Annotated in this window: 13 protein-coding genes; 9 read left to right on the top strand and 4 right to left on the bottom strand. The window is 65.3% G+C overall.

The features are described 5' to 3' along the window. Nucleotides 1-64: 64 nt before the first annotated feature. Together GE027_RS04095 and GE027_RS04090 are read right to left on the bottom strand one after the other, a co-directional pair. Nucleotides 65-856, bottom strand: a complete 792-nt coding sequence (locus GE027_RS04095; protein WP_153555907.1) for a PH domain-containing protein — start codon at nt 854-856, stop codon at nt 65-67. Continuing rightward, the gene (locus tag GE027_RS04090) at nt 853-1,419 is read right to left on the bottom strand and encodes a PH domain-containing protein (RefSeq protein WP_202617323.1); all 567 of its coding nucleotides are present in this window, start codon (nt 1,417-1,419) and stop codon (nt 853-855) included. Before GE027_RS04090 ends, GE027_RS04095 begins: the two co-directional genes overlap by 4 nt. Before the next feature lie 368 nt (nt 1,420-1,787). Here GE027_RS04090 and kdsB point away from each other — a divergent pair, with 368 nt between their 5' ends. The 5 genes from kdsB to GE027_RS04065 all read left to right on the top strand — a co-directional run bounded on the left by kdsB (nt 1,788) and on the right by GE027_RS04065 (nt 8,648). Next, nucleotides 1,788-2,540: a 3-deoxy-manno-octulosonate cytidylyltransferase gene (gene kdsB / locus GE027_RS04085; RefSeq protein ID WP_153555906.1), complete on the top strand. Its 753-nt coding sequence runs from the start codon at nt 1,788-1,790 to the stop codon at nt 2,538-2,540. Nucleotides 2,541-2,627: 87 nt separating this feature from the next. After that, a complete protein-coding gene (locus tag GE027_RS04080) occupies nt 2,628-4,277 on the top strand; it encodes a CTP synthase (protein WP_153555905.1) in 1,650 nt (549 codons plus the stop codon). Next, the gene (locus GE027_RS04075) at nt 4,274-4,735 is read left to right on the top strand and encodes a DUF1844 domain-containing protein (RefSeq protein ID WP_153555904.1); all 462 of its coding nucleotides are present in this window, start codon (nt 4,274-4,276) and stop codon (nt 4,733-4,735) included. The genes GE027_RS04080 and GE027_RS04075 overlap by 4 nt, the downstream gene beginning before the upstream one ends. 75 nt (nt 4,736-4,810) lie before the next feature. Further along, nucleotides 4,811-5,713: a hypothetical protein gene (locus tag GE027_RS04070; protein WP_153555903.1), complete on the top strand. Its 903-nt coding sequence runs from the start codon at nt 4,811-4,813 to the stop codon at nt 5,711-5,713. A gap of 676 nt (nt 5,714-6,389) precedes the next feature. Then, entirely contained in the window at nt 6,390-8,648 is a 2,259-nt protein-coding gene (locus GE027_RS04065) for a dockerin type I domain-containing protein (protein ID WP_237607261.1), read from the top strand. A 99-nt stretch (nt 8,649-8,747) separates the two neighbouring features. Here GE027_RS04065 and GE027_RS04060 read toward each other — a convergent pair whose 3' ends face one another. Continuing rightward, a complete protein-coding gene (locus GE027_RS04060; protein WP_237607250.1) occupies nt 8,748-10,211 on the bottom strand; it encodes a 3-keto-disaccharide hydrolase in 1,464 nt (487 codons plus the stop codon). A 52-nt stretch (nt 10,212-10,263) separates the two neighbouring features. Then, entirely contained in the window at nt 10,264-11,436 is a 1,173-nt protein-coding gene (locus GE027_RS04055) for a sulfotransferase family protein (RefSeq protein ID WP_202617322.1), read from the bottom strand. A 189-nt stretch (nt 11,437-11,625) separates the two neighbouring features. Here GE027_RS04055 and GE027_RS04050 point away from each other — a divergent pair, with 189 nt between their 5' ends. The 4 genes from GE027_RS04050 (at nt 11,626) to GE027_RS04035 (ending at nt 18,108) form a co-directional block, all read left to right on the top strand. Further along, nucleotides 11,626-14,784 (top strand): coiled-coil domain-containing protein, encoded by a 3,159-nt coding sequence (locus tag GE027_RS04050; protein WP_153555901.1) that lies wholly within the window; start codon nt 11,626-11,628, stop codon nt 14,782-14,784. Further along, entirely contained in the window at nt 14,781-15,587 is an 807-nt protein-coding gene (locus GE027_RS04045; RefSeq protein ID WP_153555900.1) for a hypothetical protein, read from the top strand. The genes GE027_RS04050 and GE027_RS04045 overlap by 4 nt, the downstream gene beginning before the upstream one ends. Before the next feature lie 110 nt (nt 15,588-15,697). Beyond that, nucleotides 15,698-16,669: a prenyltransferase/squalene oxidase repeat-containing protein gene (locus tag GE027_RS04040; protein WP_153555899.1), complete on the top strand. Its 972-nt coding sequence runs from the start codon at nt 15,698-15,700 to the stop codon at nt 16,667-16,669. A 50-nt stretch (nt 16,670-16,719) separates the two neighbouring features. Continuing rightward, entirely contained in the window at nt 16,720-18,108 is a 1,389-nt protein-coding gene (locus GE027_RS04035; RefSeq protein ID WP_153555898.1) for a hypothetical protein, read from the top strand. The last annotated feature ends 167 nt before the right edge of the window (nt 18,109-18,275 follow it).

Genomic DNA, 18,275 nt, shown 5'->3' with positions numbered 1-18,275 from the left:
AATTCAGCGCAGTCCACAGGCTGGAAGCCTATGCCACTGCCGGTGTGGGGATCGCTTTCGGTCTCTAGCGCGTTGCCTTGAGCAATTGATCGATCTCGCGGAGTACGGCGACGTGTTGAGGACGCAGTCCGGGCCTGGCCGGCATGGCCGGCTCGGGGGCGTCTTCATCGCCCAGGCCGCCGGTGTTTTGCGCGGCGATGTGCCGGCGAATTTTATCGCGCAGCTCGGCCGCGTTTTCGATGCCTTCGATCAAGCCGTGGTGGCCGTTGGTCGAGGTGTCCTGTTGGTGCGCGGCGCCGCCGCCGGCCGTTTCGACGATCACGTCGGCGATCCCGAAAAACCTTTGGACCGGTCCCTGGCGGGTTTGCACATTCTGGATGTTTTCGAAGGTGATCGTGGTTTCCCGGATCAACCAAATGCCCCGCCGCAGGCGCATGCTGCGATCGCTGAACACGTACCACGTCGTGTCGTAACGCAGCCGCACGGCGACCAGGCCAACGAGTGCTACGGCGACGATGCCCAGCAGGGTCAGCGGTGTTAAGACGCCGCCGACGACCGGATGGTTGATCGTCAGTATGATGCCCAGAACCAGGTCGCCGATGACCAGGGCCGCTACCTTGGCGGCCAGGGTTAGACGCAGGTAGCCGAGGAAGCTCTCGGCCGGTTTGCGGGCGATGATCTCTTCGCCGCTGTGGGCGGGCAACACCGGTGGGACGCGGGGCACCCGAAACCAATCGGCCATCACCCGCCAGATGCCCTCGTAGACAAGTTTTGAGTAACCCTCGCTGGACGAAGGATCGGAAACGCCCCCGGTTTCGGCTTTGACGACCGGCACGTCGCCCTTGGAATCGATCATGATTGCTCCGCCGAGGAACCGCGGGAATCGGCCAGCCGGCGCACGGAATCGCGGATGCTGCACAGCAGCTGCAGGACTTCGTCGTCGCCGCCCGGTGTGGCGGCGGCCGCCATCACGGCGGGATCTGCCGCGGCATCCGTCGTCAGATCGTCCGGCGATCCATGCACCGCCGATTCGCGAGCTCCGCGCATCATCCCGTACAGGTAGTCTCGCAGCGCTTCGGCTTCCAGCACGCCTTCGATTTTCATTTCCGGAGCGGCGCTTCCCGAGGCGGTTTGCACCGTCAGATTCGCCAAGCCAAACCAACGCTGCACCAGATTGCGGTTCAGGTGAATGTCCTGGATGCGTTTGTAGGTCAGGTAGGTCTCGGCGCGAAACAAAACGCCCCAGGACAAGCAGATGCCGCGGTCGTCGAAGCGGTAGCGGAGCGTGTAGTAGCGGCACAGCAGCGGCACCAGCACGATCGGAAAGGCCGGTCCTGTGGCCAGGGCACACAGGACGTAGTACCACAGCAAGGCCTTGTCGGGCCGCTGGATGCGGCGGACGTCGAACGGTTGGTCCATGACGATCGTGGGGGCGAGCAGGGCAGAAGCGAGACGAGCACCTGGGAAAAGTGTAGTCGATGGGATCGGCCCGCGCGTTCGGAAATGTTCGTTCCCCCGCATCGACTCTCCCCCGAAGCCTGGCTCGCGTAGGCTCGCGCCTGGGGCTACCGCATGTCGCCACTGCCGTGGCTGCGGCGCCCCGAGCTTCGCACGCCATACATCGATTCCGCCGGAGTCAGGAAATCTCAAACCTCAAATCGCTTCTCTCCAAACTCTGGCGAGTTCAGCTACGGGGGCTTGAAACTCTGGCGAGTTCGCTTGCGGGTTGTTAGTCTGTCGGGATCGTTGTCTGCTCCGTCGAACTCGCCCTTGCGTTCGAGGCCTTCATGAAGATCCAGGTCGTCATTCCCGCTCGCTTGGCCTCCAGTCGCTTGCCGGAAAAACTGCTGCTGCGCGTCGACGAGCGGTCGATCCTGCAGCACACCTACGAAGCGGCCCGCCGAGCCGAGGGCGTGGCGGGCGTGACCGTCGCGGTGGACGACCCGCGGCTTGCGCAGGAAGTGGACGATTTTGGCGGTGAAGCCTTGATGACCGCCGTGGATTGTCCCAGTGGGACCGATCGGATCGCCGAAGTGGCGGCGCTGATGCCGGACGTGGATATCTTTGTGAACGTCCAGGGCGACGAGCCGGAGATCGAGCCGGCGGCGATCGAACGGGTCAGCCGGTTGTTGATCGAGCATCCCGAAGCGGATATGGCCACGGTTGCCGCGCCGCTGCGGGACCTGGATCGCTGGCAGGATCCGAACTGCGTGAAAGTCGTCCTCGACCAGCACAACCACGCCTTGTACTTCAGCCGGGCCCCCCTGCCGCACGTTCGCGACGGCGTGACGGCTGCCGACTTGGCTGCCGATCCCCCCCAGTTTTGGCAGCACGTGGGCCTGTATGCCTACCGCCGCGAGTTCCTGCTGTGGTTCGCCACCGAGCCGCCGGCGGCGCTGGAACGGCTGGAAAAGCTGGAGCAACTGCGGGCTCTGGCCGCCGGCCGCAGAATCGTCGTGGGCCGCATCGATACCGTAGCCGCCGGAATTGATACGCTGGAAGATTTCGAACAATTCTGCCAGCGATTCGAATCGCAGTGATTGCCCGGCGAGGCGGACCTCGGAAAAAACGCTCCCGTCCCGCTAGGCGGCTTCCCAGTGGGCCCGCTAGCGGTAAGATCCATGTCCATGACCAAGCACATTTTTGTTACCGGCGGTGTCGTAAGTTCACTCGGCAAGGGATTGACCAGCGCCTCGATGGGCATGTTGCTCGAGCAACGCGGCCTGCGGGTGTTGATGCAGAAACTGGACCCGTACATCAACGTCGATCCGGGCACGATGAGCCCCTACCAGCACGGCGAAGTGTACGTGCTCGATGACGGCAGCGAGACCGACCTGGACCTGGGCCACTACGAACGTTTTACCAGTGGCGAACTGACCCGCGACTCCAATTACACCACCGGCCAGATCTATCTGTCGGTGATCGAAAAGGAGCGTCAGGGCCGCTTCCTGGGCAAGACGGTCCAGGTGATTCCGCATATCACCAACGAAATCAAGAGCGTGATCCGCAAGTTGAGCGGCGATGACGTCGACGTGGTGATCACCGAGATCGGCGGCACGGTGGGCGATATCGAAAGCCTCCCGTTCCTGGAAGCGATCCGGCAATTCGCTCAGGACGTGGGCCGCGAAAATTGCCTGTTCATGCACCTGACGCTGGTCCCGTACCTGAAGGCGGCCGACGAGCTGAAGACCAAACCGACCCAGCACTCGGTCGGCCAGATGCGCGAGATCGGTATCCAGCCCGACATCCTGGTATGCCGCTGTGAACGCAGCATCAGCCGCGAAGACCGCGAGAAGATCGCGCTGTTCTGCAACGTCCCGATCGATGCGGTGATCGAAGAAAAGGACAAGGATTTCTCGATCTACGAAGTCCCGCTGTCGTTGGTCGATAATTCGCTCGATGAACTGGTGATCGAACGGTTGGGGCTGAGCGCCGACCAGTTGGACATCCAGGCCTGGCACGACCTGCTGCACCGCCTGCGCAATCCTCGCCACGAAGTGTCCATCGCGGTGGTCGGGAAATACGCCGAACACCGGGACGCCTACAAATCGATCTACGAAGCGATCGACCACGCCGGGATCCATCATCACACCCAGATCCGCGTGACCCGCATTCAGAGCAGCGACATCGAGCGCGAGGGGGCCGAACGCCTGCTGAGCGGTTTCGATGGGATCCTCGTTCCCGGCGGCTTTGGCGAACGCGGGGTCGAGGGCAAGGTGGAAGCCATTCGGTTCGCGCGCACCCGCAAGATTCCTTTCTTCGGCATCTGTCTGGGCATGCAGTGCGCCGTGATCGAGTTCGGCCGCAACTCGGTCGAATTGCCCGAAGCGCATTCGACCGAGTTCAACAAGGATACGCCGCACCCGGTCATCTGTTTGCTGGACGAACAACGCAACGTAACCAATCTGGGCGGCACGATGCGGTTGGGCAAACAGCCCACCAGCCTGACGCCCGGATCGCGTTCGGCCGAGGCCTACGGCAGCGAATCGGTGGACGAACGGCATCGGCACCGGTACGAATTCAACAACCAGTACCGCCAGCAATTCGAGGCCCACGGGATGCAGTTCGCGGGAACCAGCCCCGATGGCAAGCTGGTGGAGATCGTCGAGATCCCCGACCATCCCTGGTTTGTGGCCGTGCAGTTCCATCCCGAATTCAAAAGCAAACCGTTGCAGGCCCATCCCTTGTTCGCCGATTTTCTTCAAGCGACGATCGACCGCCAACAGTCGCGCGTCTCATCCGATTCCAATCAGCCCAAAGGTGAGTTGACCCAATGAGCGATTCCGAATCCGAAGCGGAAAAAGAACCCAAACTGATCATCGACGAGGACTGGAAGGAACAGGTCCAGAAGGAAAAGGAAGCCATCCGAGCGGCCCAAGCCGAGAAGGGCGAGACCGAAAAGGCCGGCGCCGAAACGGCTGGGGCAGGGCAGGCGGGCGGCGAAGCGGTGGCCGGAGCCGATGCCGCGGCCGGAGCCGGCGAGGAAGCGCCGCCGCCGGCCTCGTTCGTCACGCTGGTCTCGATGCTGTTCACCCAGGCCATGGCTATGCTGGGGCAGATTCCCGATCCCACCACCGGCAAACCCTCGGTGAACAAGCCCATCGCCAAGCACTACATCGACACGCTGGAGATGCTGGAGAAGAAAACCGCCGGCAATCTGGACGAGGAAGAAACCAAGATGCTGGGCGAAGCCCTGCACGCCCTGCGGATGACCTTCGTGTCGGTGAAATCCTAAGCCGGGAACCGCTCTTGCTTTGTCACCGCCGTGTACTTTACGGTCGCGCCGTATCGTATCTACGGAGAAAACGGCATGACATGGCAACGGATTGTTCTTTCGATTTCGCTGGGCACCTTTCTGAGCGCAGCGGCTGCGGAATCCCCGCAAACCCGCACCGATCAAGCGGCCGCTCGCGCTAAACTGCGTCCGCTCGGCACGCCGGGATTGGTCGACGCGCTGCGGCAGTCGGCCGCGGTGCCGGCCGGCTACCAGCGGCCCGAACAGAGCGCCAGCAAACCCGTCATCCGGCAGACGGCCATGATGCAGGCGAGCGGCCCGATGGGCCTTCCACCCGGTGCAGCGGCCACGCCGCCGGATGCGGGCCCAGCTGCCGCCCCGCCGACGATGACACCCCCGCCGGGCGCCGCGACGCCACTCGGCGGTTCGCCCGCCGCCCCGTCCACCCGCCCGGTTGCGCCGCCCCTGGCCGGAGAGAATCTGCAGCCGGTTCCGCTGGATAATCGGCAACTGCCTTCGCCGCCGGCGGCCCTTCCCGGTGGGGCCCTTCCCGGTGGGGCCCTTCCCGGTGGGGATCGTTCGCCGCCGGCCGCCGACCTGACACCGGTGCCCCAGCCGGGCCTGGAAGCTTCGATGGCCACGGTCGACAACTGCGCCTGTGTCTCGGCGCCCTCATCCTACAACGCCGGCGGGCTCTGGCAGTGCGGTCCGGAGTACGTGGTGCCGTGCAGCGCGACCGTGCCGGCGACGGTTCCCGCGACCACTCCCTACATCGCTCCGCCCGCGGTGGTCGCCCCGCCGGTGGCGATGCCCGCGGTGGCCACCACAGCGGTTGTTCCCACGGCCGGTTGCCGGCCCCTGTTCACGCTGGGGCAGGATCCCACGAACGTCCAGATCGGCCAGGGCATCATCGGCCAGCCCAAAGCCTACGTCCCGGGCCAGAACGTGCGCAACTTTATTCGGTATTTCACCCCGTAGCGGAGAGTTGCCTTTCGCTCCGCCGAAAGTAGCGAGACTTCCTGGGCAACTCTCGCGGAGAGTTGCCTTTCGCTCCGTCGAAAGTAGCTGGACTTCCTGGACTACTTTCGCAGAGAGTTGCCTTTCGCTCCGCCGAAAGTAGCTAGACTTCCTGGGCTACTTTCGCGGAGAGTTGCCTTTCGCTCCGTCGAAAGTAGCTGGACTTCCTGGGCTACTTTCGCGGAGCGAAAGGCGACACTGGGCTACTTTCGCAGAGCGAAAGGCGACACTGGGCTACTTTCGCGGAGCGAAAGGCGACACTGGCTACTTTCGCGGAGAATCGCCAGTTGCGAAGCAACGACCGTCGATAGCCTGGGATGCCAATCCCAGGTCGCCGGCACCCTACTACCCCATTGATAGTCGCACCTCGGATTGGCATCCGAGGCTATCAACTGCCATCGCTTCGCGATTTCGGCTCGCTCCGTCCACAGGCTGGAAGCCTATGCCACAGAGTCGCTCGGCTGTCCTCAGCCGAGAACGACGTCTACGACCGCGGTATTACACTGCCAATCGGTTGCCTGTTTGCGGTTCATCCGTACATTGAAAAGCGTTGGGGCTTTCTTTCCGAGGATGGATACACGCGATGCGGCGAGCTGGGTTGCGACGTACTGGGCTGGGACGGCGACGAAGGTGTTTGGTGGAGTCGCTGGAGTCGAGGCGCCTGCTCGCCGCCGAGGGCGACCTGTTCGAACTGGACCGTTCGCTCGATACGGCCGGCTTGGTAGGCGACGTTTCGGCTCAGGTGTCCTGGGGCGATGGAACCTCCTCGGCCGCTCAGGTCCGCGGTGCCAGCAGCGGGGGGCCGCTGCGGGTGGTCTTCGATTACTCGTTGGACTCCAGCGGTTTCTTTGCCTCTTCGGCTCGCCGGCAAGTGCTCCAGGCCGCGGCCGATTCTCTGGTCAGCCGTTTTACCGACGACCTGGCGGCGATCTCGCCGAGCGGAAGCAATGTCTGGTCGCCGGCGGTGCTGCATCCCCGCACCCAGGCGGCCTATTCGCTGCCCTCGTCGCTGTCGATTCCCGCCAACCAAATCCGGCTGTACGTCGGTGCCCGGGACCTGCCGGGACGTCAGCTCGGTGAGGGCGCGACCGGCTACTTTACCAGCGCTCGCGGTTCGCAGGCCTGGCTGGATACGGTCCGCGCCCGGGGTGAACGAGGAGCGCTGTCCAGTTCGCCAACCGACCTGGGACCCTGGGGCGGTTCGCTGGCGTTCGACGAGCCTCGTGATTGGTACTTCGGGCTGGACGCCGATGGGATCGGCGCGAACCAGCACGATTTCTTCTCGGTCGCCGTTCACGAGATCGCGCACGTCTTGGGCTTCGGCATCGTGTATCCGGGCGCGACCCAGTCCAGTTGGGAAGTCCTGGTATCGGGCGGCGTGTTCACCGGTGCGAAAGCTCGCGCCAGCTATGGCCAGAACGTGCCCTTGGCTTCGAATTCACACTGGCAGGCGGAGCTGCAAAGCGGCGGCCGCGAAACAGCGATGGACCCGACGCTGTCGACGGGAGAGCGAAAATTGCTGACGCCGCTGGACCTGGCAGCGATGGACGACATCGGTTGGTCGGTCCAGGACACGCGAGTCGACGTCGAGGCCCAGCATCGTTACGGCGACGACGGCTCGTATCCGGTCCAGGTGGTGCTCAGCGGCAGCCGTGGTGGCCAGATCGCGTATGACTTGGCGGCCACCATCACCAACGTCGCTCCCACCCTGTCGCTGGCCGAGCCTCAGAATGCCGTGGCCGGACAGCCATTGTCGATCACCGATCTGGTATCGATTTCCGATCCCGGTTACCGCGTCAACACCGCGACGCCGCCGACGGCGGAAACCTTCGAAGTGGAAGTCGACTGGGGCGATGGGACGCCGGTCGAGACGTTTGCGGCGACCATCGACCGCCAGGGCAGCGCCACGCGGCCGACGCTGGCATCGCTGGACGCGGCTCATACCTTTCAGACCGCAGGCACCTATTCGGTGTCGGTGACGGTGCGAGACGACGACGGGGGTCGAACCAGCGGGCGACTGCCGGTGACCGTGTCCGCGCCGCCCAGCCTGAGGCTGCGGCTGGATTCGGCGACGATTCGCGAAGACGCCGGCGCGGCGGCCACGGTGTTGACCGTCACTCGTTCCGGGCCGGTCCTGACCACGGCCGAGACCATTCGTTTGTCGTCCAGCGATCGCGGCGAAGCGACCTTGCCGGCCAGCGTCGTGATCGCCGCCGGCGAGGACTCGGTCGCCGTGCCGGTCAGCGCCATCGACGACGCCCTGCTGGACGGCGACCAACGCGTCACGCTGTCGGCCGAAGGCGGAGGGATGGACCCGGCGGCGGTCGATCTGATCGTTCGCGATGCGGAATCGCTGACCGCCGGCTGGAACCAGACCAGCGTCGACGAGGATGCGGCCGCCAGCAGTTTGTTGTTGACGATCACCCGCAGCAACACCGATCGAGCGCAGGCGTTGGCGGTCGAGGTTACCGGGGGCGACGCCGACCAATTGGTGCTGCCCGATCCGCTGGTCATTCCGGCGGGCCGAGCGTCGGTGACGGTTCCCGTGATGGTGGTCGATGACCGACAGTCCGAACGGCCGGAAACGCTGGCCTACACCTTCACCGCCGCGGGTTATATCAGTGCCACGGCGTCGATCGAGGTGGTCGACGACGATCCGCCCGTTTTTCAGAATTCCAGCAATGCGTTCGATGTGAACAACGACGGCCGCGTCGAACCCTACGACCTGTTGCTGTTGATCAACGCCCTGAACCGCAACGGTGTTCGCCAGCTGGATCCGGCCGTGGACCCGCTGGACGACCGCTACATCGACGTCAGCGGCGATTACGAGTTCACGCCCTACGACGCCAGTTTGTTGAACAACGAACTGAACCGGTTGGCGCGGCTGAGGCGATAGCGCCCTGCCAATGGGTGCGTTTATCAGCCGCTGACGCGCTAGCGTACGGTTCTTACCGGGTTGGTCCACCGGGGGGGCGTTGCGCGTAGGAACCGTGGGCTAGCGTCCTTCGGCTGATGGGGATGGGTTCAGTGAAACCACCGAGATGTCGCTGAAGGACAGGTCGGTGGTGGGATCGTGCGCTTGCAGCATGATCGTGCCCGGTTCCAACCGCAGGCCTCGACGAGGATTCGGATCGGGGTCGCGGGTATCGGTCCAGTTGCTGACCTGCACGCCGTTCACCCAGGCCATCATCGTCGGGCCGTTGGCCACCAGCAGGATCGTGAACCACTGTTGGTCCTCGGCGGCGACGATGCGGGCCTCTTGGCGACGGAAGATGCCGCCGGTGCCGGTGTCGGCCGGTCGCAGCGGGTTGCCGTTCTCGGTGGCGTTGCTGATCTGGCATTCGTAGCCGTTCATTTTTTCGCCGGGAATGCAACGAAAGAAGATCCCGGAGTTCAGGTCCGGGGCGTTGGTCCGGCAGCGAGCCAGGAGGGCAAAGTCGCCGTAGGACTCGCGGCTTTCCAGTTGTCCGCTGCCGCCGCGAACACTCAGGTTGCCTTCGTCGTCGATCGTGAACTCGCCTTCGTACTCCGGATACTTTTTCCACTGCGAGAGGTCTTCGCCGCCGAGCAGGGCTTCGAGGCCCAGCGGGCGAATGCGGATGTCGCGAAAGGCGATGCGGCCCTGGTTGTGCTGCAGCGAGATGTGGCCTGCGGGCAGTCGCGAGCGGTCTTCGTACTGGCAGACCTGCTGGCCGTTCAGATGGACCGTGACGTTGCGGTCTTCGACGCGGATGCGGTAGGTGTGCCAGTTGTCCGGATCCAACTCGCCCACCTGCTCGGGTTCGATCCGCTCTCGCTCGACCAACGAACCGGTCGGGAAGGGGTTGTCCGGCGGGGCGATGTTCAGCTCGTAGCAGGAGTTCGCGACCGACTCGGGTTGCAGGGCGGTTCGCAGAAAGATACCGCTGTTGGTCTCCGCGTCGGCCTGGTACTGCAGTTCCAGTTCGTAATTGTCCCACACCGAGGTGGTGGCCAGAAAGCTTTTCTGGCCTTCATCGACGACGATCGCCCCGTCTTCGACTCGCCAATTCGCCTCGGACACCATTTGCCAACCGAACAGGGACTGGCCGTCGAACAAGCGGACCCAGCCCTCGCGGGTCTGGTCGTCGGGCAGGCGAGCGGCCAACAGTTTCTCGGCCGAAAGTTCAAACGTCGGCGGTCCCGCGGCCGTGGCAGTGTCGGCTGGTTCTGGTGCACTTGTCGATTCAGGTTCGCTTGCCGGCTCAGGTTCGCTGGGCTCCGGTGCAAGGTCCGCATCGGTCTCGGCCGGTTCCGCGTCGATCACTTCCACCGCGGCGTCCTCGGTGGGCAGGGTTTCCTTGCCCCTTTCCGAGCAACCGCCGAGGGCCAGCGGCATCGCGGCCAAGAGGATCAACAGCATCGCCGGTTTCCAGCGAGACGCGGTCGAGGAAGCGGAGCGGGTTGCCAGGGGAAGCGTCAGGATCGGGCAAGCAGTCATAGCGACCATGCGGGACAAAGGGGACGAAACAAATGACCGTGTTCAGCCGCGATTATAGATAACCGTAACGCTCGAAATAATCCGCCCATTCGGTTTTGATGCGGGCTTCGGTCTCGGCCGGCAAATGGTGACGATTGGTCTTGTACTCGCGGTGTTGGTTGTCGGCCCAAGCCTGCAGTTCGGGGCGGACCGCGGCAAAATCATCCAGCTGCAGTGCGTCGTAGATATGCTCCAGCGTGGCCACCGGATCGGCCACCAGGTCTTCATAGCGAACGTGGACGATCTGGTCGGACGACAACGCATCGACGTCGCGGTGGAAACCCGTGTACATCCGCCGGAAGCACTCGATCACGTACGCTTCCAAAGGCTCGGGGTCGGGAACCTGAAACGCTTGCACCTGATCCAGGCTCTGCCACAACCGGCACGTCGACGGGAACAGGCTCCGCGGGTCTCGCGTGATGTGCAGGAATTTGGCTCCGGGAAATGCACGCGACAGAACACCGATGCGGCCGGTGTGCGTGGGGCTCTTCAGCACCACACGCCGCTCGCTGCGGTAGCTGACCGCCAACAGGAACCGCCGCAAATAATCCACCCACTGCTGTTCCTGTTGGGGGTCGATATCCGTCCAGTCCAAGTACTGCAGATCCGGCGGCGGGTTATTGGGAAAGGCGATACGGCGATAGGGCGAGGGAGCCCCCAGGTTCATCAACGCAAACTCGTCTTCCTGGGGACGGTCCCAACCGGCCTCCATATTGTCCATCGGTCGCTTGGAGGGCAGCAGCCACGAAGCGAAGGTGCGGAAGAACCATTCCGACACCAGGAAATGATGGGGGGCAAAACACTGGTAGGTCGACGGGCAACCCAGACGCGGATCCTTGTTGACCAATTCATGCAGCAACGTCGTGCCGCTGCGCCAGTGTCCCAGGATGAACAGGGGCGGTGCGACCAGCTCCGCGTTTCGCAGACGGCGACCGTAGAGAGCCTGCTGCAACAGCCACAGCGAATCGTTGAACGGCGCGGCCATCGAGACGGTGCCCACCATGGCCCAGCGCGACGGATGCGCCCGCCAGCGGTTCTCCGCGAGCAACCGCCACCAGGTACCGGTGCGCATGCCGTGCCAGAAACGCGGGCTGTAAAACGGATAGGGATGGTATTCGGCCGCCTGCTTGGGGGGCTTTTCGGCCGCAGACGCCCCGGTCGGATGCGTGGGCCTGGGCGGTTGCATGGCGGAGCTGGTCAAGTGTGAGCGTCGGGTAGGGGACAGCGAAACGAATGGGTCCGTGCAATCCTAATCGCAAACCGCCGGTAGTGCTACGCAGCCCGATTGCGACGCGGCCTGATTGCGATGTGGGCCGATTGCGACGCGGACTGATTCCGATGCGGGCGCTGCGAGCCGGACTGCTATACTGACGACATGTCATCGCCCCGCGTTTTCTCTGGTTCGGCCACCGACGCCACCGACGCCACTGCCGCCACGCGCTTGCTGGGCCGCGTCGACGCGGTCGCGGGCCGGGCCACGCGGTGGCTGCGCGCTCGCGCGCTGTTATTGTTGCTGGCCGCCGCTGTCGCCGTTCTGAGCATCGTTGTCGCGGTGGATTGGTGGTGGCGTTTTCCCCCGGCGTGGGGCCGCTGGATGCTCAGCGCCGCGGCCGTTGCCGGTTTGCTGGCGGCTCTTTGGGCCTGGGCTCCGGCGCTGTTCCGCACTCGACTCCCCCGCTTGACCGTCGCCCGCCGCATCGAAGAGCGTTTTCCTCTGCTGGGCGACCGGCTGAGCAGCCTCGTCGCCCTTGCCGAGGGGCGGAGCGGCGAGAAGGCAGAGGGCGAACCGCGTGAGGCCCGTTTCATCCGCTTGGCCGCCGACCAGCTGTACGAGCGGTCGCAGCGGCTGGACTTTGCCGACGCGCTCGATCGGCGGCACCTGGTTCGGGCGGTTTGCTTGTTTGCGGGCATCGCTGTGGTCGCGGCGGCGGTGGTTTGGAAACGGCCCGAGGTTGCCAGCCGCGGGCTCGCGCGACTTGCCGCCCCCTGGCAGCCGCTGCCGTGGCCGCGCAGCGATTACCTGCAGTGGACTGCGCCTTCGCCGGCGTTGGCCGGCCAGCCGGTGGAGGTTGTGGTTCAGAATCTGGCGACGCCCACGCGTCCGCTGCCCCGCGATCTGGAGCTGCTGTGGCGTCCTCGTCAGGGGGCGCAACCGGTGCGGTCGATCGAGGTGGACCGGCGAACGGGCCGAGCCGAAGTGGCCGGTGACTGGACCGGCGAGGATTTTCAATTGCGGGTTCGCGGCGGCGATCACCGCAACCTGCCGTGGCGATCGGTCACGGTGCTCCCACCGGTTCAGCTGACGCAGGCGGTGTTTCGCGTCACGCCGCCCACGGCCACGGGATTGCCGTCGTTTGAGGCCAGCGAGCGGCGGTTCTCGGTTCCCGCGGGCAGCCGAATTAATTTCCGCGGACGTCTGGAGCGGCCTGTCCGGACCGCGGCGCTTGTCTTCCAGCCCGGCGGCCGGCGGATCGACGTGCTGCAGGCACCGTCCGGGCAGACCTTCGAGGGCCGCTGGCAGGCCAGCGAACCCGGTGCTGTCGAAGTCCGGTTGCAGTGGACCGACACCGCGGGGCTGCGCGACGCGATCGAAACGCCGTGGCAGATCGACATCATGCCCGATCAAATTCCGAAGGTGCGGTGGGTCGAAACGAGCTCGACCTATCGCGTGACCGCGGCGGCGGGGCTGGAGCTGGGCTTTGCCGCCCGCGACGATTACCGCCTGTCGGCCAGCGGCTTGCTGTGGCAAGCCGACGCCCTGGCCGCGGTGGATCGATCGACGCCGGTCGATCAGTGGTCGTTCCACCGGCTGGAAACGAGCGCCACCCTGCGGCGCCGTTTGTCCCTGCCGGTGCAGCGGTTGGTCGAATCGGGTTTGAACAATAACACGGGGCAGCCGCGTCCCACGCCGCCCGCCGGTTCGGCCGCGGGCACACACTGGACCGTGTGGGCTCTCGCCCAGGACACCGCCGGGCAGGTGGGCGCGTCGGAACCGCTGCGGATCGAAATCGTTTCCGACGAACAACTGCTGGCCGAATTAACCGAGGCCAGCCGCCAGGTCCTCCAACGCTTGCAGCGGGCGGCGCAAACCCAACGGATCGCCGCCGAACGCACGCGCGAAGCCGCTGTGAACAGCGATGCGGGCGAGCAACAAGAGTCCCTGGCCATTGCCCAGGCGGCCCAGCGGCAAACCCTGGGCGAGATCGAGGGCGACCGGTCGGCCCTGAAGCTGGCCCAGCAAACCGTCCAGCGTGCCGAGACCAACCGCGTCGACGCGCCGCTGCTGGATGCGGTCGCCGAAACCAGCGAACAACTGGCTCGGATCGCCGAGGAGACCCTGCATCCGGGGATCGCCGAACTGCAGTCGCTCGGCCAACTGGACGCCCTCGATGAAACTCGCGCCACGCAGTTGGCCGAGCGACAAAGCGATGCAGCGGAGCGAATGCAGGCGCTGGCCAGCCGCTTGGGTGAAGAGCTGGAGAGTCAGTTGATGGCCGAGTCGCTTCGGGATGCGGCCGCGCGTCAGGCCCGATTGGCCGAAGCTTCGGCACGAGCCGGCGAGGCGGCCGATCCGCAGTTCAGCCAAGCCTTGGCCGACAGGCAGCGGGCGTTGGCTCGAGAGGCCGAGCGATTGCTGCAGCGTTTGCAGGACCGAGCCGCAGTGGGTGAGCAGGAGGGGACGCCGGACGTCGCTGCCGCCGCCCTGCAGGCCGCCGCCGAGCGGATGCTGGACCAACGAATCGCCTCCCGGATGCGCAGTGCCGCCGATCAACTGCAGCAGCAACGTGCCGCGGACGCGGCCCAACAGCAACAGTCGCTTGCCCGCGAGCTGCGGCAGATCGCGCGGCTGCAATCCGCATCGTCATCGCCGGCGGCAGGACGTTTGGTCGATGCCGCCGAGCAATTGGCCCAGCAACAACGTTCCACCGCGGACAAGATCGCTCAGACGCTGCGCCGTGAAGGTGTCGACAGCGAATCGGCCGTGGCACAGCAGAGCGATACGCTCGCCGCCGTGGACGAAGTGCAGCCGCAACTGGAATCGATGCCGCTGTTTCCCGAGATGCTCGACCGCGCGAAATCGCGGATGCAGTCGGCGACCGCGCGGCTCCGTCGCAGCCCCACCGACGCACGAGCTTTCGACGACGCCGCGGCCGCCGCGGAAATGCTCGACGAGATCGCCGCGGCGTTGGCTCAGTCTGCGACGCCGGCCGCTGAACCGGACGGTGCGAGCGAATCGCCAACGGAACCGGCGACGCCCGCGGCATCCGACCCGCAGGCTGCTCCCCAGCCGCCCCTGCCCATGGCTTCGCTGTATCTGGTACGTTCGGTCCAGCGGCGTCTGAAGGATCAGACCGCGGCGCTCCAGCGCCGCCTTGCCGCCGCAGACGAGACCGCCCCGGACGCTGCCCTTCGTCAACAGCAACAGCAGTTGATCGAACAGCAGTCGGAGCTGGCTGGGCGTCTGCAAGACTTCCTCCAGCGTGCTCGTCCCGATGTGTCTGAGGTCCCCGCGTCCGAGGAGTCCAGCCAATGAGTTGGTGTGATCGATCGATGCGACGGGCCTTGTCGGGATTGTTGATCGGTGGCGTGTTGTCGCTGGTCTCGGTCGCGGCCCAGGCACCGTCGTCCCCGGAACCGTCGCTCCAATCCTCTGAGCCGCCACCGGAATCGTCCTCGCCCTTTGACGATCTGCTGGAAGGATTGCCCACCGAACCGCAGCCCGCGCCGGAGGCCCGGTCGGCTGGCCAGCAACCCGGGGACGCCCAGGACGGAGGACCGCGGCCCGGCGGTGAAGCCGACGCCTTGGGGGCCGCTTACCAGGCCATGCAGCAAGCCGGTCGGCGTTTGCAGCGTCGCGAAGAAGTCCCCGCGGCCATCGATGCCCAGCAGCAAGCGATCGACGCCCTCGACGCCTTGCTGGAGCAATTGCAACAGCCGTCGAACCAACCCGAGGGCGGCGAAGCCGGCGAACAAGCGTCTGCGGCGGAGCAGCAGCCGTCGGAGGAAGCGGCCGAAGAATCCTCGCCTGCGGACTCGCCGTCCTCGCCTGAAGCGGGTGATTCCGATGCAGGCGATTCCGAAGGGGGCGATTCCGAGGCGGGTGATTCCGAAGAGGGTGGGGCGGATCCGGCCGCGGGTGACGGTGGGCAGACGAACGAAGCGGGTAATCGTTCCGCAGATCTGGATCCAGCCGTCCTCCAGCGAGCCCTGCAGGAGGGCGTCTGGGGCCACTTGCCCGAGCGCGTTCGCCAGCAGTTACAAGCCGCGCGGCCGGAGGAGTTCCATCCGCGGTACCGCGACGCCATCATCGATTATTTTCGCCAACTGGCCCAGTAAACGTGCACCGCGGGAATTCACCAAACCGTTCTCCAACGCTCAACCGCCGCGGGCTGTTGGCCTGGGGCGCTGCGCTCGCTGCCCAGACGTCGGTCGGCGGAGGCCCCTGGGTGCGAGCAGAGGAACTGTCCGGATGGGCGGAGACCGACGGGCTGTTTACCAGCGACGTCCGCACGGCCATCGAACGAGGCTTGCGGTATTTGGCCGCGCTGCAGCGTGCCGATGGATCGTTTCCCGAACGGATGGGCAGCAACGTCGGTGTCGTGTCGCTGTGTGGGTTGGCTTTCCTGGCGACCGGCAGTCTTCCCGGCCGCGGACCCTTCGGGGCGGTGCTGCAGCGATGCGTCGATTACGTCGCTGCCGCCAGCCAGGACAGCGGGTTCATCGTGCGGCGCGAATCGGTCAGTCGCGGGGCGATGTACGGCCACGGCTTTTCCACCCTGTTCTTGGCCGAAACGCTGGGGACCAGCCGGCAAGCGGGGTTGGGCGCCAAGGTCCGCGCGGCGGTGGAAGTCATTCTGGCCGCCCAGCACCGTTCCGGCGGCTGGCGTTACACGCCCCAGCCGATCGAGGCCGATCTGTCGGTCACGATCTCGCAGGTCATGGCCTTGCGGGCCGCTCGCAATGCCGGCATCGAGGTGCCTGCCGAAGCGATCACTCAGGCGATCGACTACATCCGCCGTTCGCAAAACCCCGATGGCGGTTTCATGTATCAGATGCAGGGCGGCGAGAGCCGTTTCCCGTTGACGGCCGGAGCGATCGTCGCGCTGCAGAACGCCGGGCGGTACGAGGGTGACGAACTGGAACAGGCCTACGATTTCCTCCGGCGACGACAGTCCGCCAATCTGTCGCCGCGGCAAAGTAATTATTTTCTGTACGCCCATTACTATTCGGTTCAGGCGTACTGGCAAAAGGGTGGCGACGACTTTCGCCGCTGGTACACGGCCCTTCGCGACGTGCTGTTGCCGACGCAGTCCAGCGACGGTGGTTGGCACGATTTCATCGGCCGCGCCTACGCCACAGCCATGGTCTGTTTGATCCTGAGCGCCCCGCGGACCGCGTTGCCGATCTTTCAACGCTAAACAGGAAGGCGCGCCTGCCCGTAGCCGAAGATGTTTTGACGAGGTGTTTGATGCAAGTTCCGTTTGTTCGCTGCCTGCCCGGTGCTGCCGAAAGGTCGTCCCGGCTGCGAACGCTGGCGTGCGTGGTGTTGACGGTCGTGTTGATCAAAGTCGTACTGGCCGATACCGCGGTCGCCGTCGACCCGCCGGCGGGCGTTTTGGTTGGTTCCGATGGAAGAAGGCAACCCGCCCGGTTGATAGCGATCCATCCGGATCGTTTGGTCATCGATGGCGGTGAAGGGGACGCGAGCGAGCGCTCGGTGCCGTGGAGCGAGGTGCTGCGTTTTGGGCCGGAGCTGCCCGGGCCGGCGGCGATCGATGCACCGGCGTCGGTGTGGCTGGTCGACGGCAGCCGCCTGGCCGCCAGTCGGATTACGATCAAGGACTTGAGCCTCGAAATCGAAAACCCCTGGTCCCGTGCGCTATTGCCGATCGATAGCGTGGTGGCGGTGCAGATCAACGGGCCACTCTCGCCGGCGGCGACCGCGGCCGGCGGGCGTTTGCTGGAATCGCTCGACCAGGACGATGCCGCGCAAACCGAGGATGCCCTGGTCTTGCTGGACGGCCAGGTGCGGCGGGGCGGGTTGGCTTGGCACGCACTGGAGGACGTCTCACTGCTGCAGGCCGCACAGCAGGATCGGGAAGTGGCGTTGCAGCGGCCCGGACAGACGCTGTCGACGTCCTTGGCTCGTGTGCGGTGGATCGTCACCGGGACGGCTCTGCGAGCAACCGTCGAATCGAAAAGCGAACGCTCTGAACACAACTTCCCCGAGCTGATGGTTCAGATGCGTGACGGCAGCCGTTTGGTTCTGGGCGGCGTCTCCGATCCGGCGCGGTGGCGCCTGGCCTGCGGGGTAGACATCGTGTGGAACGCGGATCAAACGATTCACAGCCACGTGCAAGCGGTCGCGCCGGCCGTGGTGGACGGATTGCTGGCGAGGGCTGCGCCGCTGCGCTATCGCGCCGTCCCTTGGTTTGGCTCACCGCCACCGCTGCACCGCGAGACGACTCCGCTGCGCAATCGCATCGAAACCGCCGCCACCAGCCGGCTGGTGTATTCGCTGGATCGGCCGCGGCGGCTGCGCGGTAGGGTGGTCGTGCGCGACGCCCGCTGGGCGGCCGCGACGTCGCCCTCACCGTCGGCGTTCTCGGCGACGGACGATTCGTCGCTGATCCCCGCCTGCCGGTTTACGGTTCAGACGGTCGACGCCCAGGGCACGGTGACCACGCGGTGGCAGTCCGATCCGGTCGGGGCAATCGCCGGCGAGAACGCTGTGGATTTTGACGTGGTTTTGCCGGCGGCGGGACTGTTGATTCTGGGCAGCGACTCGGCCAGCGGCGGGGATCTGCCGGTGCCGCAGTGGCGGGATGTCGTCTGGTACGAAGCCCCGGCGAGCTGACTATTGAGGACGCGTTGCGAATCGAGTTGCCAGGTGGTGTTAAGCACGTCGCAACATTTCATTCGGCTTTACCCTCCCACTGCGCGGGAGGGTGTTGTCGCGGAGTTTCACCGAAAAATTTATGCCGACGTGCTTAAAGCGGACAGCTTGCGGGATCGGGGCCAGCG

This window comes from Roseimaritima sediminicola, from assembly GCF_009618275.1.
Lineage (GTDB): Bacteria > Planctomycetota > Planctomycetia > Pirellulales > Pirellulaceae > Roseimaritima > Roseimaritima sediminicola.
The sequence above is the reverse complement of the archived record's forward strand: the minus strand, read 5'-3'. Positions and strand labels throughout refer to the sequence as shown.

Excerpts from the sequence above, each read along its gene's own strand:
- kdsB (WP_153555906.1), top strand. The coding sequence starts at position 1,788 with ATGAAGATCCAGGTCGTCATTCCCGCTCGCTTGGCCTCCAGTCGCTTG.
- GE027_RS04055 (WP_202617322.1), bottom strand. The coding sequence starts at position 11,436 with ATGCAACCGCCCAGGCCCACGCATCCGACCGGGGCGTCTGCGGCCGAA.
- GE027_RS04060 (WP_237607250.1), bottom strand. The coding sequence starts at position 10,211 with ATGACTGCTTGCCCGATCCTGACGCTTCCCCTGGCAACCCGCTCCGCT.
- GE027_RS04070 (WP_153555903.1), top strand. The coding sequence starts at position 4,811 with ATGACATGGCAACGGATTGTTCTTTCGATTTCGCTGGGCACCTTTCTG.
- GE027_RS04045 (WP_153555900.1), top strand. The coding sequence starts at position 14,781 with ATGAGTTGGTGTGATCGATCGATGCGACGGGCCTTGTCGGGATTGTTG.
- GE027_RS04080 (WP_153555905.1), top strand. The coding sequence starts at position 2,628 with ATGACCAAGCACATTTTTGTTACCGGCGGTGTCGTAAGTTCACTCGGC.
- GE027_RS04035 (WP_153555898.1), top strand. The coding sequence starts at position 16,720 with ATGCAAGTTCCGTTTGTTCGCTGCCTGCCCGGTGCTGCCGAAAGGTCG.
- GE027_RS04095 (WP_153555907.1), bottom strand. The coding sequence starts at position 856 with ATGATCGATTCCAAGGGCGACGTGCCGGTCGTCAAAGCCGAAACCGGG.
- GE027_RS04075 (WP_153555904.1), top strand. The coding sequence starts at position 4,274 with ATGAGCGATTCCGAATCCGAAGCGGAAAAAGAACCCAAACTGATCATC.
- GE027_RS04050 (WP_153555901.1), top strand. The coding sequence starts at position 11,626 with ATGTCATCGCCCCGCGTTTTCTCTGGTTCGGCCACCGACGCCACCGAC.
- GE027_RS04090 (WP_202617323.1), bottom strand. The coding sequence starts at position 1,419 with ATGGACCAACCGTTCGACGTCCGCCGCATCCAGCGGCCCGACAAGGCC.